The following is a 15,680-nucleotide window of genomic DNA, read 5'->3' as shown; positions in this document are numbered from 1 at the left end:
GTCGCAAGCGACGGGAGCGCAAACCGTGACTCCCGGCACAGACCGTCCGTTGTCACAGTGCGCCGGGGCAGGCCCGGCCAAACGGACCAAGGAGACTCCCGTGGCGCCCCTGCTCGACGTGAGCGACGAGGTACGAGCCGAGATCGGCGAGGAGGAGACCAGGCGCCTCCTCGCCGGCGAGAACGCCCCGGGCACGTACGACTGCACGTCCTGCCGCACCCCCGGGGACAGCACACAGGAGCGGACCAGCACGGTGCTCTTCGTCGGCGACGAGACAGCGGTGCTCGCCTTCGCGCACGCCGCCTGCATCCCGTCGCAGGTCGTGCCCGTCGCGGAGGAGCAGCTCCAGGGTGCGGTACGCAGCATCGCCGGCGACGACGCCGCGCCGCCCGCACCTGCCGTACCGTTTCGCTCGACGCTACGGCCCGCGCCCGTACCCGCCCCGGCGCCCGCCCCCGAGGCCGCGCCGCGGCAGGCCGTGCTCGGCATCACCTGCGGGCTGATCATCGTCGAGGACGCGCTGCACCCCGCGCTGGTGATCGAACCGACCGGACCCGTCGCCCGAGCCGGCGCGACCGGCGGCGGCGACGACTTCCTGCCGCTGCTCATCGAGCAGGGCTTCATGCCGCAGCTCGACCTCTCGGCGCCGCCGTCGCCGCTCACGGGCTGGTCGGTGCTGCTGGCCATGGGCAAGCTGCACGCGGTGCTCCAGCCCCCGGTGGGCGGCGCGCCCGCCGCCGCGTGGTGGCAGGCGCACCAGCCGCTCCAGGTGAGCGACGGCTGGCGGGCCGCCGTGCAGCGCACGAACGCGGTGTACGTCTACGCGGGCCCCGCCGGGGCGATCGGGCGCCAGCCCCGGGAGGACCTCCTGCGCGAAGCGCTCGAACGCGCCTGCGCGAGGGGGCAGCTCGTCGCTGCGACCATGCCTTTGTCCGGAACCTGACCCCCCGCCAAGGCCGCGCTTGCCGCGCGGGGCTCTCGTTTTCCAGACCGCGCCGGGCGCCCGTTTTTTGGGGGCGCGGGGAACTGCGCGCTCAGCCACGGCGGTGGCGCGGGTCGTCACCGGCCCGAAGGGGCAGTTCGGTCCGTACCGGACCACCGGCCGGTGGTGGGTTGCTCGCGCAGTTCCCCGCGCCCCTAAAAACGAGTGCTCGGCAGCGCAGCCGCAGCCTCAAAACGGGTGCCCCGCGGGGCAAGTGCACGCTCACGGCGCGGCAGCGCAAGGCGCGCGCCCCCCGCGTAAGGGGCAGGTCAGCCCGCCGGACGCGGCGGAGAGGCTCACCGCCCGGCGGAAAGTTCAGCCGGGCGGACCGCATCCCGCGGGGAATGCGGGTCGTTGGGCGGTACGTGCAGATCTTTGACGCTTCCTCCCGGTCCCCGTTCCAGCGCTACATCCCGCCCATGCGCAGCGCGCAGGACACCGACGGAAGCGGTGGCTCTGCCACGCCCATCTATGACGCGCTCTACCGCGAGTACCGGCGGCTCTTCCGTACGCTGCCCGGGGACCGGACGGGTGAGGAGTCGTTGCAGTTCAACGGCTTCGGGCTGTGGCACCCGGAGGTGCCGCCCGCCGCGCCGGGGCGGCATCGGGGGAACGGGCCGGCCGCGCTGCCGCCGGGGCAGGGCGACAACCGGCTGCACGACCTGTGAGAGCGGAGCGCCCGGGGGCGGAACCCCCGGGCGGCCGGCTCACTTCTTGCGGCCGCGCTTCTCGCGGACCCGCACGGAGACCTGGATGGGCGTGCCTTCGAAGCCGAACTCCTCGCGCAGCCGGCGTTCGATGAAGCGCCGGTAGCCCGCCTCCAGGAAGCCGGAGGCGAAGAGCACGAAGCGCGGCGGCCTGGTGCCGGCCTGGGTGCCGAAGAGGATACGGGGCTGCTTGCCGCCGCGGATCGGGTGCGGGTGGGCGGCGACCAGCTCGCCGAGGAAGGCGTTGAGCCTGCCGGTGGGGACCCGGGTCTCCCAGCCGGCGAGCGCGGTCTCGATCGCCGGCACGAGCTTCTCGACGTGCCGCCCGGTGCGGGCGGAGACGTTGACGCGCGGCGCCCACTGCACCTGCACGAGGTCGCGCTCGATCTCCCGCTCCAGGTAGAAGCGGCGTTCCTCGTCCAGCAGGTCCCACTTGTTGTAGGCGATGACGACCGCGCGGCCCGCCTCGACGGCCATCGAGATGATGCGCATGTCCTGCTCGGCGAGCGTCTCGGCGACGTCGACGAGGATGACGGCGACCTCGGCCTTCTCCAGCGCGGCGGCGGTGCGCAGGCTCGCGTAGTAGTCGGCGCCCTCGGTGAGGTGGACGCGGCGCCGGATGCCCGCCGTGTCGATGAATTTCCATGTCTTGCCGCCGAGCTCGATCAGCTCGTCGACCGGGTCGCGGGTGGTGCCGGCCAGCTCGTTGACGACGACCCGCTCCTCCCCGGCGATCTTGTTGAGCATCGACGACTTGCCGACATTCGGGCGGCCGATGAGCGCGATGCGGCGCGGGCCGCCGACCGTGTCGCCGAAGGTCATCTCGGGCGCCTCGGGGAGCGCCTCCAGGATGGCGTCCAGCAGGTCGCCGGTGCCGCGGCCGTGCAGCGAGGAGACCGGGAAGGGCTCGCCGAGGCCGAGGTTCCACAGCGCGGCCGCGTCGGCCTCGCCGGAGGGGCCGTCGACCTTGTTGGCGGCGAGCACGACGGGCTTGCCCGCGCGGCGCAGCAGCTTGACGACGGCCTCGTCGGTGTCGGTGGCGCCGACCGTGGCGTCCACGACGAAGACGACCGCGTCGGACGCCTCGATCGCGAACTCGGCCTGCGCGGCCACCGAGGCGTCGATGCCGAGCACGTCCTGCTCCCAGCCGCCGGTGTCGACGATCTTGAAGCGGCGGCCGTTCCAGTTCGCCTCGTACGTCACGCGGTCGCGGGTGACGCCCGGCCGGTCCTCGACGACCGCTTCGCGGCGGCCGATGATCCGGTTGACCAGGGTCGACTTGCCGACGTTCGGCCGGCCGACGACGGCGAGCACCGGCAGCGGGCCGTGACCCGCCGCGGCGACGTCGTCGGCGACGTCCTCCAGGTCGAAGCCCTCCTCGGCGGCGAGTTCCATGAACTCGGCGTACTCGGCGTCGCCGAGCGCGCCGGTGTCGCCGTGCTGGTCGTGCTGGTCCATCGGTCTCTCCGTCGGTCAACAAGTGGTGCGCGCGGCACCGTCCGGCCCCGGGAGGGCCGGCCGCGGTGCGCGGCGGTGGTTCAGCGGCCGGTGGCCCGCCGGGCCTCGGTCATGTGCGCGGTCAGCCGCTCCTGGATGTACGAGGTCGCGGCGTCCATCGCGGCCCGCGTGCGCCGCCCGCCCTCCGTGACGGCAGTGAACGGCTCCCCGTACACGACGTCGATACGGCTGCGCAGCGGCGGGAGCTGCGGCACCAGCCGGCCCTTGCGGGCGCTGCCGAGCACCGCGACCGGAACGACCGGCGCACCCGAGCGTACGGCGAAATACGCCAGCCCGGCGCGCAGCTGGGCGAAGTCGCCGCCCGCGCCGCGCGTGCCCTCGGGGAAGATGCCCAGCACACCGCCGTTCTCCAGCACCTTCAGGGCGGTGGTGATCGCGGTGCGGTCGGCACTCGTACGGTCGACCTCGATCTGGCCGATGGCCCGCAGGAACGGGTCCAGCGGCCCGATGAAGGCCTCTTTCTTGACCAGGAAGTGCAGCGGGCGCGGGCTCGTGCCGATCAGCATCGGGCCGTCGACGTTGTGCGCGTGGTTCCCGGCGAGGATCAGCGGACCCTGCGCGGGGACGCGCCAGGTGCCGAGCACCCGGGGGCGCCACAGGCCGTTCATCAGGCCGATGCCGATGCCGCGGGCGACGGCGGCGCCGCGCGGGCTGGGCAGGGCGGTGGTCACCTCGCGGTCGCCTTCTTCTCCCCGACCAGGGCGACGACGCGGTCGACGACCTCGTCCAGGGTCAGGTCCGAGGTGTCGACCTCTATCGCGTCCGCGGCCTTCGCCAGCGGCGAGGTCTTCCGGCCGGAGTCGGCGGCGTCCCGCTTGACCAGGGCCTCCTGCGTCGCGGCGACGCTCACCGCGCCCCTCAGCTCACCGCTGCGGCGGGCGGCGCGGACCTCCGCGGAAGCGGTCAGGTAGATCTTCGCAGTCGCGTCGGGCAGCACGGTGGTGCCGATGTCCCGGCCCTCCACCACGATGCCGACCGGGGCCGCAGCGGCGGCGGCCCGCTGGTGGTCGACCATCCGGGCGCGCACCTCGGGCACCGCGCTGACCGCGCTCACCGCGGCGGTGACCTCCTGCGAACGGATCGGGCCGGAGGCGTCCACGCCGTCCACGGTGATCCGCGGGTCGAGCGGGTCCGTGCCGGACACGATGACGGGCTTGCCGCTCGCGTCCGCGATGGCGGCGGGGTCGGCGACGTCCACCCCGTTCGTCAGCATCCACCAGGTGATGGCCCGGTACTGCGCACCGGTGTCGAGGTAGCTGAGCCCCAGCTTGACGGCGACCGCCTTGGACGTGCTGGACTTGCCTGTGCCGGAGGGGCCGTCGATCGCGACGATCACCGGGTTCTCCACGGTGGGGGCCTTTCCTTGTCGTGCCAACCGGCTCGCCGCCGGGCCATTCCCCCAAGGTTACCGGCCTCCCGGCGCCCCCTCCGCCGCCCCGGGCTGTTCCCCGCGCCCCCGGGTTCAGGGCCGCAGGGACCACGCGCGGTCGCGGAGGGCCGCGGAGAGGACCGGGGCCGAGCGGGGCTCGACGAAGAGCTGGGCGAGGCCCGCCTGCTGGCCGGCGCTGTGCTCGATGCGCACGTCCTCGATGTTGACCCCGGCCGCGCCCGCGTCGGCGAACAGGCGGGCCAGCTCGCCGGGCTGGTCCCCGATGAGGACGGCCACGACCTCGTACGCCTTGGGCGCCGTCCCGTGCTTGCCGGGGACCCGGGCGCGGCCCGCGTTGCCGCGCCGCAGTATGTCCGCGATGCCGTCGGCGCCCCCGCGCCGCTTCTCCTCGTCGGCGCTCTGCAGCGCCCGCAGCGACTCGACGGTCGCGTCGAGGTCCGCGGAGATGCCGGCGAGGACGTCGGCGACGGGGCCGGGGTTGGCGGCGAGGATGTCCATCCACATCGCGGGTTCGGATCCGGCGATGCGGGTGACGTCGAGGATGCCCTGCCCGCACAGCCGCACCGTGCTGTCCTCGGCGTGCTGGAGCCGGGCGGCGACCATGCTGGAGACGAGCTGCGGGGTGTGCGAGACGAGCGCGACGGCCCGGTCGTGCGCGTCGGCGTCCATGACGACGGGGACGGCCCCGCACAGCGCGACCAGCTCCAGGGCGAGGTTGAGCACCTCGGTGTCGGTGCCGGGGGTCGGGGTGAGGATCCAGGGGCGGCCGTCGAAGAGGTCGGCGCTGGCGGCGAGGGGGCCGGAGCGTTCCCGGCCGGCCATCGGGTGGGTGCCGATGTAGCGGGTGAGGTCGCCGCCGAGGGATTCCAGGTCGCGGCGCGGGCCGCCCTTGACGCTGGCGACGTCGAGGTAGCCGCGGCCGAGACCGCGGGCCATGGCGTCGGCGAGGGCGGCCGGTACGTGCGCGGGCGGCACGGCGACGATCACCAGGTCGACGGGTCCGGACGCCGTGGCCGCCGGGTCGTACAGGCTTCCCGCGCCGAGGGCCGCCGCGGTGCGGGCGCTGGATTCGTCGTGGTCGCTGAGCCGGACGTCGACACCGCGCGCGCTGAGGGCGAGCGCGGCGGACGTGCCGATGAGGCCTGCGCCGATGACCAGTGCGGTTCTCACGTGGGGGTGTCCTGGGGTACGGGAGCGGGGGTGCCTGGGCGTCCAGCGTAGCCAGCGGCGGCCCGTCGCGAGACCGGGGACCGTACTGCGAGACGTGCCGCCCGCGGGCGTCGGCCCCAGCGGTCCCGTACTCCCCGTCGACCACCCGCTCACCGTCCGAAGCAGGAATTCCCCGGCGGATCGGGGAAGCGGTGGCGATAATCGCCGTCATGCGCGAATCGCTGGGGCACGATCTGGTCCGGGAGCACACGGTCTACGCGTGTGTCATGGGCTCGCGGGCGTTCGGCCTGGCGACGGACGGCAGCGACACCGACCGGCGCGGGGTGTTCGTGGCGCCCACCCCGCTCTTCTGGCGGCTGGACAAGCCGCCGACGCATGTCACCGGGCCGCGCGAGGAGGAGTTCTCCTGGGAGATCGAGCGCTTCTGCTCGCTCGCGCTGCGCGCCAACCCCAATCTGCTGGAGTGCCTGCACTCGCCGCTCGTGGAGCACGCCGACGCGACCGGCCGGGAGCTGCGGGAGCTGCGCGACGCGTTCTTGTCCCGCCGGGTCGAGGCGTCCTTCCGCGGCTACGCCGAGCAGCAGCTCGGCAAGCTGGAGGCGGATATCCGGCGGGACGGCGCGCCGCGCTGGAAGCACGCGATGCACCTGCTGCGGCTGCTGACCAGCTGCCGCGACCTGCTGCGTACGGGCACGCTCACCGTCGATGTCGGCGACCGCCGGGAGGACCTGCTGGCGGTGCGCCGCGGCGAGGTCGGCTGGGAGGAGGTGCGCGGCCGGATGCGGACGCTGCACGAGGAGGTGGACGCCGCCGCGGCCCGTACCCCGCTGCCCGCCGAGCCGGACCGGGCGCGGGTGGAGGACTTCCTGGTGCGGGTCCGGCGCGCCTCCGCGGAGAGCGCGCCGGACCCGGCACCCGTTCTCTAGAGGTCCACCTCGCGCATGAGCATGCCGACCTCGGTGTTGGTCAGCCGGCGCAGCCAGCCGGACTTCTGGTCGCCCAGCGGGATCGGGCCGAAGCTGGTGCGCACGAGCTTGTCGACGGGGAAGCCGGCCTCGGCGAGCATGCGCCGCACGATGTGCTTGCGGCCCTCGTGCAGCGTGACCTCGACCAGGTAGTTCTTGCCGGTGTTCTGCACGATGCGGAAGTGGTCGGCGCGCGCCCAGCCGTCCTCCAGCTCGATACCGCTCTTGAGCTGCTTGCCCAGGTCGCGCGGCAGCGGGCCCTGGATCGCGGCGAGGTAGGTCTTCTGCACGCCGTAGCGGGGGTGGGTCAGCCGGTGGGCCAGCTCGCCGTGGTTGGTGAGCAGGATCAGGCCCTCGGTGTCGGTGTCGAGCCGGCCGACGTGGAAGAGCCGGGTCTCCCGGTTGGTGACGTAGTCGCCGAGGCACTGCCGTCCGTCCGGGTCCTCCATGGTGGAGACGACGCCCGCGGGCTTGTTCAGCGCGAAGAACAGGTACGACTGGGTCGCGACGGTCAGGCCGTCCACCTTGACCTCGTCGTGCTCGGGGTCGACGCGCAGGCCCTGCTCGGTGACGATCCGGCCGTTGACCTCGACCCGGTGCTGCTCGATCAGCTCCTCGCACGCCCGCCGTGAGCCCATGCCCGCCCTGGCCAGCACCTTCTGCAACCGCTCGCCCTCCTGCTCGGCGCCGGGGAAGGTCTTGGGCAGGTTGAGCTTGGGCTTGCTGTGCCGCTCCCGGTTGCGCTCCTCGATCTGGGCGTCCAGCTCACGGGGGCGGGCCGGGACGCTGCCGCGCGCCCGGCCGCGGTTGCCGGCCGGGCCGGGGCCGCCGGGCTTGGTGCGGGGCATGCCGCCGGGCTTGTTCGCGCCGGACTGGCCGGTGTCGCCGACGTCGTAGCGGCGCTCCTCGGGACGCGGCTTGCGGGGGCGCTGCGGGGCGCCGTCGTTGCGACGCGGGGCGTCGGCGCGGCCACCGCCCTCGCCACGGCGCGGGGCGTCACCACGGCGGGGCGCGTCGCCGCGGCGCGGGGCGTCACCGCGGCGGTCGGAGCCTCCGCTGCCGCCCCGGCCGCCCGTGCCGGTGCCCCGCCGGGGGGCGCCCCCGCCGCTTCGGGGGGTCCGGTCGGAGCCGCTGTTCCTGTCGCTGCTTCGCATCAGTCGTCCGTCTTCGCAAGTGTCGGGGGTTCGTCCGGCGCATCCGGATCGAACGACGGCAGCCCCTCCTGGGACTCCGCCTCGACCGCGTCCGCCTCCGGCAGGAACGGGGCGAGCTCGGGCAGCTCGTCGAGGCTGCGCAGGCCCATGCGTTCCAGGAAGTAGTTCGTCGTCCTGTACAGGATCGCACCTGTCTCGGGTTCCGTCCCACCTTCGACGATCAGCCCGCGCTGGAGCAGGGTGCGCATGACCCCGTCGCAGTTGACCCCGCGCACCGCCGAGACCCGTGAGCGGCTGACCGGCTGGCGGTAGGCGACGACCGCGAGCGTCTCCAGCGCGGCCTGTGTGAGCCGGGCGTGCTGGCCGTCCAGGACGAACTTCTCCACCGCGGGCGCGAAGTCCGGCCGGGTGTAGAAACGCCAGCCGCCAGCGACCAGCCGCAGGTCGAAGCCCCTGCCCTCGCGCGTGTAGTCGTCGGACAGCTCGCGCAGCGCCGCGCCGATCGCGCGCCGCGGCCGCTCCAGGACCTTCGCGAGCTGCTCCTCGGTCGCGGGCTCGTCCACGACCATGAGGACGGCTTCCAGCGCGGGCTTCAGCTCCAGCCCGGCGGTGGCCGCGGAGAGCAGCCCGGCGGGTGCGGGCTGCTCCTCGGGCACCTCCAGCCCCGCGGTGAGATCCGTCACCTCGGTCATCCCTGTGCTCCGTTCCCGGCCGCCGCCGGTGCGGCGGCGGCCCCCTCGGCCTGCTCCCTGCCCTGCCTGCTCTGCTTCCCCGGCCTGCGCGGCGCCGCCTCCTGGTCGAACTCGTCGGTCACCAGCGGGGCGTCCGGCGCCTGCTCGCCGCCCGTCCAGCGGACCTGGAGGGCGCCCAGCGCCTCCTCCTGGTCGAGCCCGACCGCCTTCTCCCGGTAGAGCTCCAGCAGCGCGAGGAAGCGGGCCACGACGGTGAGCGTGTCGGGCGCGTCCGCGGTCAGCTCGCCGAAGCTGGCGCTGCCGTGCTCGCGCAGCAGCGCGATCACGTGCTCGGCCTGCTCGCGCACGCTGACCAGCGGGGCGTGGATGTGGTCGACGTAGACCTGCGGCCGCGGTTTGGGCTGCATGGCCTTGACGGCGAGCTGCGCGAAGCGCTCGGGGCCGATGCTCAGCACGACCTCGGGCAGCAGCTCGGCGTGCTGCGGCTCCAGGCCGACCGTGCGCGGGCGGCGCAGCGCCTCGTGCTCCAGCCGCTCGGCGAAGATCGCGGCGATCTGCTTGTAGGCCCGGTACTGCAGCAGCCGGGCGAAGAGCAGGTCGCGGGCCTCCAGCAGCGCGAGGTCGGCCTCGTCCTCGACCTCCGCGGCGGGCAGCAGCCGCGCGGCCTTGAGGTCCAGCAGGGTGGCGGCGACGACCAGGAACTCGGTGGTCTGGTCGAGGTCCCAGTCCGGGCCCATGGCGTGCAGATGCGCCATGAACTCGTTGGTGACCTTCGACAGCGCGACCTCGGTGACGTCCAGCTTGTGCTTGGCGATCAGCTGGAGCAGCAGGTCGAAGGGTCCCTCGAAATTGTGCAGCCGTACGGTGAAGCGCCCGTCGTCGGCCTCGTCCCCGGTCTCGTCCCCGGTCTCTTCTCCGGCCTCTTCGCCGGTCACGGGCTCCGGTTCGTCCCGCGGTACGCCACCGGGTCCGGGTACGTCCGCCGGCTCCTGGGCCGGTACGTCCTCGGCCGTCTCCGGGACCACCGTCTCCGGGACCGCTTCCCCGGCCGACGGCTCCGCCGGGACCGGCTCCTCCGCGTGCGTCGGGACGCCGCGGCCGAGGCGGCGGCGCGGGCGGTCGGCGGGGTCGGTCGTGGTGGTCGGCATCGAGGTCCAGTGTGCGGGGGCGGGAATCGGCAGGTTACCTCCCCCCGGAGCGGCCGAGGCGCGGCTCAGCGCCCGCGCAGCCGCCGTACGAGGATGCTGGCGTCGCCGCGCGACTCCAGGTCCGCGAGCACCACGGCGACGGCCTCGCGGACGATCCGGCCGCGGTCGATGGCCAGGCCGTGCTCGCCGCGGAGCACCAGCCGGGCGTGCTCCAGGTCCATCAGTTCCTCGGCGGAAACGTAGACGGTGATCTTCTCGTCGTGCCGCTCGCGCCCGCTGGGGCGGCGGTTCTGCCGCGGTGCCTTGCGGCGGGCGGCGGGTGCCGCTGGCCCCTGCGGCGCGGGCGGCGCCGGGTGCTGGGCCGCCGCGGAGCCGCCGGGCTGCTGGACGGGCACCTGCGGCTGCGGCGGGGCCGCGGGCGCGGTGCCGTTGACGGGCCCGATCGGGGTGCCCTGCGTACGGCGGCCCGTCGGGACGTCCCGGCCGCCGTGCTCGGTACCGCCGGAGCCGTTGCGGTCCTGCCGGTCGCGCTCGCCGCGGTCGCGGCCCTGCCCGTGGCCGGGGTCGCGGGTCTCAGTGCCGCCCCGGCCCTCGCCGTCCTGCTCGCCGCCGGCCGTCCCGCCCGTCTGTTCCTGGGCCGGACGCGGCCGGGTGTCGCCCTGCGAATCGCCCCCGGAGTGCTGCTGCTGCGGCTGCTGCCGGGGCTGCGGGGCCTGGAGCGCCGCACCCCCGGTGGTCCGGAACAGCTCGTCGGCGCCCGGCAGGGTCACTCGGCGTGGCACCGGGCGAGCACCTCCCTGGCGAGTTGGCGATAGGCGGCGGCGCCGACGGAGTTGGAGGCGTAGGTGGTGATGGGCTCGCCCGCGACGGTGGTCTCGGGGAAACGCACGGTGCGGCCGATGACGGTGTGGAAGACGTGGTCGTCGAAGGCCTCGACGACCCGCGCCAGCACCTCGCGGCTGTGCACGGTCCGCGAGTCGTACATGGTGGCGAGGATGCCGTCGAGCTCCAGCTCGGGGTTGAGCCGCTCGCGGACCTTCTCGATCGTCTCGGTGAGCAGCGCGACACCGCGCAGCGCGAAGAACTCGCACTCCAGCGGCACGATCACGGAGTGCGCGGCGGTGAGCGCGTTGACCGTGAGCAGGCCGAGCGAGGGCTGGCAGTCGATCACGATGTAGTCGTAGTCGGGCAGCAGCGGCTTGAGGGCGCGCGCCAGCGCCGACTCGCGGGCGACCTCGCTGACGAGCTGCACCTCGGCGGCGGACAGGTCGATGTTGCTCGGCAGCAGGTCCATGCCGGGCACAGCGGTCTTCAGCAGCACCTCGTCGGCCGCGAGCCCGCGTTCCATCAGCAGGTTGTAGACCGTGATGTCAAGTTCCATCGGGTTGACCCCTAGCCCGACGGACAGCGCGCCCTGCGGGTCGAAGTCGACCAGCAGCACCCGGCGGCCGTACTCGGCGAGCGCGGCACCCAGGTTGATGGTCGAGGTGGTCTTGCCGACCCCGCCCTTCTGGTTGCACATCGCGACGATCTTCGCCGGACCGTGGTCGGTGAGCGGGTTGGGGATCGGGAAGTACGGCAGCGGACGGCCGGTCGGCCCGACGCGCTCACGGCGCTGGCGGGCGGCGTCCGGCGCGAGCGTCGCCGCGTACTCGGGGTCGGGCTCGTATTCGGCGTCGGGGTCGTAGAACTGACCGTCTTGCAGGTCGTCGTTGTCGTCGTAAGGGCCCATGGCGTATGCGCTTTGTGGGTCGGCGGGTTCGGCTCTGCGTGACTCGAAGGTGTGCACCGCGACGGAGCCGACGGTCATTGCTGGTTGGCCACTCCCGGGAGCAAATGTCGACTCATTCACAAGTCGTCTTACCTCCTTGGGGACCAGGAAACTTCTCAACAGGTCAGCGTGACTACAGCCGACGTTTCGCGACTCTATGGCGTGTCGGTGGTTCACAGCAACACAATCCGCCGGACACGGCACGATGTGTCGGCAACCGAACACCCCTCTGTCAAGGGCGTAACGACATGAACGGCCGGGTCCTGCGCGCGCAAGACCCGGCCGTAGGTGCACAGTTGGCACTTCGGGGCGTCCACCGCCCCGGCGGATGTCCCGGTCAGCCCAACAGGGTGCGCAGTTCGACCGGATCGAGTCCGTGCGCTTCGGCCACCGGACCGTAAACGACCTGCCCCTCATGGGTGTTGAGCCCCAGCGCGAGCGCCGGGTCGCGGCGCAGCGCCTCCTGCCAGCCGCGGCCGGCGATCTCCAGGACGTACGGCAGCGTGGCGTTGGTCAGCGCGTACGTCGAGGTGTTCGGCACCGCGCCGGGCATGTTGGCGACGCAGTAAAAGACCGAGTCGTGGACGGTGAAGGTCGGCTCGGCGTGCGTGGTGGGGCGCGAGTCCTCGAAGCAGCCGCCCTGGTCGATCGCGATGTCGACAAGGACGGATCCCTGCTTCATGCGCGAGACCAGCTCGTTGGTGACGAGCTTGGGCGCCTTGGCGCCCGGGATCAGGACCGCGCCGACCACCAGGTCGGCCACCAGCACGGCCTGTTCGAGCGCGAGCGCGTTGGACGCGACGGTCTGCACGCGGTTGCCGAACACCTTGTCGGCCTCCCGCAGCTTGTTCACGTCCTTGTCGAGCAGCGTGACGTGGAAGCCGAGACCCAGCGCGATCGTGGTGGCGTGCCAGCCGGACACGCCCGCGCCGATGACGACCGCGCGGCCGGACTGCACACCGGGCACCCCGCCGGGCAGCACCCCGCGGCCGCCCGCCGAGCGCATCAGGTGGTAGGCGCCGACCTGCGGGGCGAGCCGGCCCGCCACCTCGGACATGGGGGCGAGCAGCGGCAGCCGGCGGTCGGGCGTCTCGACCGTCTCGTAGGCGATGGCGGTGGTGCCGGACTCCAGCAGCGCGTCCGTGCACGCCCGGGAGGCCGCGAGGTGCAGGTAGGTGAAGAGCGTCTGGTCCTTGCGCAGCCGGTGGTACTCCTCGGCGACCGGCTCCTTGACCTTGAGCAGCAGATCGGCCTCGGCCCACACCTCGTCGGCGGTGCCGAGGACGGCGGCACCGGCCGCCGTGAACTCCTCGTCCGGGATGGACGAGCCCGCGCCCGCACCCTCCTCGACGACGACCCGGTGCCCGCCTCGCACCAGCTCGTGCACGCCGGCCGGGGTGATGGCCACGCGGAACTCGTTGTTCTTGACCTCGCGGGGGATGCCCACCTTCACGTCGATCACGGTCCTTGCGCTCAGGGTTGCCCAGGGGTGGTTGGGTGAGATTGTCCTGACATGGTGCAGGTTGGCACGACACGTCGGACCTGACCGCGTTGTGCGCGGCATGGCCCAGTCTAGTGAAGGAAGAGCTGCTGTCCAGCCTTACAAAGTGGTTGATTTTCTGAGCAGTATTGGCATTTTCGTAGGCCGGCGACGGGACACGCCTGATCGGAATCGCATCATGACCCCGTCACCGAGGCGTTGCGCCCCGATCACGGCCGCGCGACATCCGGGGCGCCGGAGGCGTCCGGGGCGGGCGCGGCCTGCGGGTCGGGCGCGGTGCGCGGAGCCGGTGGGCTGTCCGGAGCCGGTGCGCTGTCGGGAGAAGATGTGCCGCCCGGAGCGGGTGCGGCCTGCGGGCCGGGTACGGGGGCGGGTCCCGGCTCGGATGCGGGTCCGGCGGCGGAACCGGGCCGGGCGGCCGCGGCCCGCTCGGACATCCGCTGCACGCTCTCCCGCTGCAACCGGGCGCCCTCCGGGTCGCCCAGCCGGTCCAGCAGGTCCGCCAGCCGCAGCAGCAGCGCGGCCTCCAGCCGCCGGTCGCCCGCCTGCCGGGCCCAGTACAGGGCGTCCCGGCAGCTGCGCATCGCGTCCTCCGGGCGGCCCGCCGCCTCCTGCACCCGCGCGGCCTCCGCGAGCGCGCGGGCCTGGCCGCTCAGATCGCCGAGCCGCTTGTACAGCCCCGCCGCCTTGCGCCATTCGCGCAGCGCGGGCCCGAAACGCCCGCCGTGCGCCAGCAGGGCGGCGATCCGGCCGCGCAGCCGCGCCTGGTCGGCCTGCTCGCCGCTGCCCTGGCGCAGCGAGAGGGCGCGGCCGTACCAGTCCAGAGCCCGGCCCGGGTCGCGCCGCTCCAGGTACGTGCCGCCCAGCGCCTCCAGGACCCGGCCCTCGGCCTGCCGGTCGTCGGCGCCGCGGGCGGCGTCCAGGGCGATCCGGTAGCGGTCGAGCGCACGGTCGGTACGGCCCGCGCGGGCGTCCAGGTCGCCGAGGTTGATGAGCGCGGCCGCCTGCTCCCGGCGCAGCCCGCGCCGCTCGGCCACCCCCAGCACCAGGAAGTGCAGTTCGTAGCGCTCGGCGGCCATCGCGTCGCCGCCGGGGAAAGCGGCGAGCGCCCGCACCAGCGCGGCGACCAGGCGGCGCGCCAGCGTGTCCAGCTCGCCGTCCGCCACCGCCGAGCGCGCCGCGGCGAGCAGCGCGGGCAGCCGCGAGTCCAGCCACCCGGCAGCCGTACGGGCCGAGTCGAAGCGCTGCGCGCGGGGCACCGCCTCGTCCAGCGGCTCCCCCGCCAGCGCCGCCCGGCACGACAGCAGCAGCCGCACGGTCCGCTCCAGCATCCGCGCCCGCGCCAGGGTCACGTCGGCGGGCGTCTCGCGCGCCGCCAGCAAGGCGCCGAGCAGCGCCTCCAGACACCCCGGCACCGCGTACCGCTGCGGCCCGCCCGCGAGCAGACCGCCGCGCACGAAGTCCTCCAGCGTCCCTTCCGCGACCTCCACCGGGCACCCGGCGAGCGCGGACGCCCCCTGCGCGTCCACCACCCCCGCCGGTGCCAGCACCAGCAGCCGCAGCATCCGCGCCGCGACGGCCGGCAGCCCCTCGTACACCATCCGGAAGGCCCGCACGAGTTCCCCGGGCGCGGGCACGGGCCCGCTCCCCGCGGCGGCCGCCGGAGGCGCGGACGGACGGGGTGGGGCGGGGGCGTCCTTGCGAGCCGCCGGGTCGGCGGGCGGGGTCGGCGGGGTCGGCGGGGTCGGCGGGATGTCGCGCAGCCTCAGGGCCGCGTCGGCGACCGACACACCGGGGCGGGCGGCCAGCCACGCCGCCGTCATCCGCAGCGCGGTGGGATGCCCGGCGAGCACATGCACGAGCGACTCGGCGCCGCGCGGGTCGCACGTCACCCGGGTCTCGCCGATCGCCCGCGCCAGCAGCTCGACCGCGGCGGGCGTGTCCAGCCCGCCCAGCGTGCACGGGCGCACGTCGCGCACCCCGGGCAGCGGGCCGCCCGACGTGGCCACGACCAGGCTCCCCGCGCTCGCCGGCAGCAGCGCGGTGAGCTGGTCGGGGGACGCGACGTCGTCCAGCACGAGCAGCAGCCGCCGCCCCGCGGTGACCTCCCGCAGATCCGCGTCCTCGCCCGCGCCCAGCGCCCGCAGCAGCCCGCGGACCGCCTGCCCGGCGGGCACGGGGACGCCCGCGGGGCCCGTGAGCCGTACGTGCCACTGCCCGTCGGGGTAGCGGTCGGCGACCCGTGCGGCGAGGGACAGCGCGAGCGCGGTACGGCCCGTGCCGGGGCGGCCCGCGACGAGCAGGACGCGGGCGGTGTCCGGGCGCCCGCCGCCCAGGCCGGGGCGGTCGATCTCCCCCGCGAGCTCGGCGAGTTCGCGGGTGCGCCCGCAGAACCCCGCCGGGGGCGGTGGGAGGGGGGTGACCTGGGCGTCCCCGCGCCCCTGCGGGAGGGTGCCGTCGTCCACGCTGGCCACTCCTTACCCTGCGGGTGAGCTTTGGCGTGAGCGTAGTTGACGTCTTCCCTGCCGCGCAGGGCGAGCGCCTTACCGCTGCGCGGGGCACCCCGTTTTCAGGGGCGCGGGGAACTGCGCGGCCCGCCCCCACCGGCCGGTGGTCCGGATCGGACCGAACTGCCCCTTCGGGTCGGTGACGACCCGCGCCCCGGTGCTGGGCGACATCGCG

13 protein-coding genes and 1 pseudogene are annotated in these 15,680 nt (G+C 74.3%); 3 read left to right on the top strand and 11 right to left on the bottom strand.

What is annotated here, in order from left to right; all coding sequences use genetic code 11:
- The first annotated feature begins 100 nt into the window (after positions 1 to 100).
- Together ACWERV_RS17600 and ACWERV_RS17595 are read left to right on the top strand one after the other, a co-directional pair.
- Entirely contained in the window at positions 101 to 943 is an 843-nt protein-coding gene (locus ACWERV_RS17600) for a hypothetical protein (protein ID WP_452933718.1), read from the top strand.
- Between the two features lie 458 nt (positions 944 to 1,401).
- On the top strand, positions 1,402 to 1,650 hold the full coding sequence (locus ACWERV_RS17595; protein ID WP_452933716.1) for a hypothetical protein: 249 nt from the start codon (positions 1,402 to 1,404) through the stop codon (positions 1,648 to 1,650).
- A 39-nt stretch (positions 1,651 to 1,689) separates the two neighbouring features.
- Here the strand turns inward: ACWERV_RS17595 and der are convergent, their stop codons facing one another.
- From der to ACWERV_RS17575, 4 genes are all read right to left on the bottom strand, one after another.
- Positions 1,690 to 3,147: a ribosome biogenesis GTPase Der gene (gene der, locus ACWERV_RS17590; RefSeq protein WP_398188717.1), complete on the bottom strand. Its 1,458-nt coding sequence runs from the start codon at positions 3,145 to 3,147 to the stop codon at positions 1,690 to 1,692.
- Positions 3,148 to 3,227: 80 nt separating this feature from the next.
- Positions 3,228 to 3,815 (bottom strand): lysophospholipid acyltransferase family protein, encoded by a 588-nt coding sequence (locus ACWERV_RS17585; RefSeq protein ID WP_398189112.1) that lies wholly within the window; start codon positions 3,813 to 3,815, stop codon positions 3,228 to 3,230.
- 59 nt (positions 3,816 to 3,874) lie between these two features.
- Complete coding sequence (cmk, locus tag ACWERV_RS17580; protein ID WP_452933714.1) at positions 3,875 to 4,555, bottom strand: (d)CMP kinase; 681 nt, start codon at positions 4,553 to 4,555, stop codon at positions 3,875 to 3,877.
- Positions 4,556 to 4,669: 114 nt separating this feature from the next.
- Positions 4,670 to 5,767: a prephenate dehydrogenase gene (locus ACWERV_RS17575; RefSeq protein WP_452933712.1), complete on the bottom strand. Its 1,098-nt coding sequence runs from the start codon at positions 5,765 to 5,767 to the stop codon at positions 4,670 to 4,672.
- 209 nt (positions 5,768 to 5,976) lie between these two features.
- Here ACWERV_RS17575 and ACWERV_RS17570 point away from each other — a divergent pair, with 209 nt between their 5' ends.
- Positions 5,977 to 6,693, top strand: a complete 717-nt coding sequence (locus tag ACWERV_RS17570) for a nucleotidyltransferase domain-containing protein (RefSeq protein WP_452933710.1) — start codon at positions 5,977 to 5,979, stop codon at positions 6,691 to 6,693.
- On the opposite strand, the gene ACWERV_RS17565 is transcribed toward ACWERV_RS17570, so the two are convergent.
- The 7 genes and pseudogenes from ACWERV_RS17565 to ACWERV_RS17535 all read right to left on the bottom strand — a co-directional run bounded on the left by ACWERV_RS17565 (position 6,690) and on the right by ACWERV_RS17535 (position 15,463).
- Complete coding sequence (locus ACWERV_RS17565; protein ID WP_398188705.1) at positions 6,690 to 7,886, bottom strand: pseudouridine synthase; 1,197 nt, start codon at positions 7,884 to 7,886, stop codon at positions 6,690 to 6,692. The two genes, ACWERV_RS17570 and ACWERV_RS17565, sit on opposite strands and share 4 nt — an antisense overlap.
- Positions 7,886 to 8,578, bottom strand: coding sequence for an SMC-Scp complex subunit ScpB (gene scpB / locus ACWERV_RS17560; RefSeq protein WP_398188702.1), 693 nt, complete (start codon positions 8,576 to 8,578; stop codon positions 7,886 to 7,888). The genes ACWERV_RS17565 and scpB overlap by 1 nt, the downstream gene beginning before the upstream one ends.
- Positions 8,575 to 9,726: a segregation/condensation protein A gene (locus ACWERV_RS17555; RefSeq protein WP_452933708.1), complete on the bottom strand. Its 1,152-nt coding sequence runs from the start codon at positions 9,724 to 9,726 to the stop codon at positions 8,575 to 8,577. The genes scpB and ACWERV_RS17555 overlap by 4 nt, the downstream gene beginning before the upstream one ends.
- Positions 9,727 to 9,791: 65 nt before the next feature.
- Positions 9,792 to 10,508, bottom strand: a complete 717-nt coding sequence (locus ACWERV_RS17550) for a hypothetical protein (protein ID WP_452933706.1) — start codon at positions 10,506 to 10,508, stop codon at positions 9,792 to 9,794.
- Positions 10,493 to 11,422 (bottom strand): annotated as a pseudogene (locus ACWERV_RS17545) (ParA family protein); the annotation flags it as partial. The pseudogene ACWERV_RS17545 and the gene ACWERV_RS17550, both read right to left, overlap by 16 nt.
- A 412-nt stretch (positions 11,423 to 11,834) precedes the next feature.
- On the bottom strand, positions 11,835 to 12,959 hold the full coding sequence (gene ald / locus ACWERV_RS17540) for an alanine dehydrogenase (RefSeq protein WP_452933704.1): 1,125 nt from the start codon (positions 12,957 to 12,959) through the stop codon (positions 11,835 to 11,837).
- A 248-nt stretch (positions 12,960 to 13,207) separates the two neighbouring features.
- A complete protein-coding gene (locus tag ACWERV_RS17535; protein ID WP_452933702.1) occupies positions 13,208 to 15,463 on the bottom strand; it encodes a tetratricopeptide repeat protein in 2,256 nt (751 codons plus the stop codon).
- Between the last annotated feature and the right edge of the window lie 217 nt (positions 15,464 to 15,680).

The sequence above is a fragment of the Streptomyces sp. NPDC004031 genome (genome assembly GCF_053604375.1).
This window is presented reverse-complemented; position numbering and strand designations above follow the sequence as displayed.

Coding starts and splice junctions, on each gene's coding strand:
- ACWERV_RS17595 (WP_452933716.1), top strand. CDS start 1,402: ATGCGCAGCGCGCAGGACACCGACGGAAGCGGTGGCTCTGCCACGCCC.
- der (WP_398188717.1), bottom strand. CDS start 3,147: ATGGACCAGCACGACCAGCACGGCGACACCGGCGCGCTCGGCGACGCC.
- ACWERV_RS17585 (WP_398189112.1), bottom strand. CDS start 3,815: ATGAACGGCCTGTGGCGCCCCCGGGTGCTCGGCACCTGGCGCGTCCCC.
- ACWERV_RS17570 (WP_452933710.1), top strand. CDS start 5,977: ATGCGCGAATCGCTGGGGCACGATCTGGTCCGGGAGCACACGGTCTAC.
- ACWERV_RS17565 (WP_398188705.1), bottom strand. CDS start 7,886: ATGCGAAGCAGCGACAGGAACAGCGGCTCCGACCGGACCCCCCGAAGC.
- scpB (WP_398188702.1), bottom strand. CDS start 8,578: ATGACCGAGGTGACGGATCTCACCGCGGGGCTGGAGGTGCCCGAGGAG.
- ACWERV_RS17555 (WP_452933708.1), bottom strand. CDS start 9,726: ATGCCGACCACCACGACCGACCCCGCCGACCGCCCGCGCCGCCGCCTC.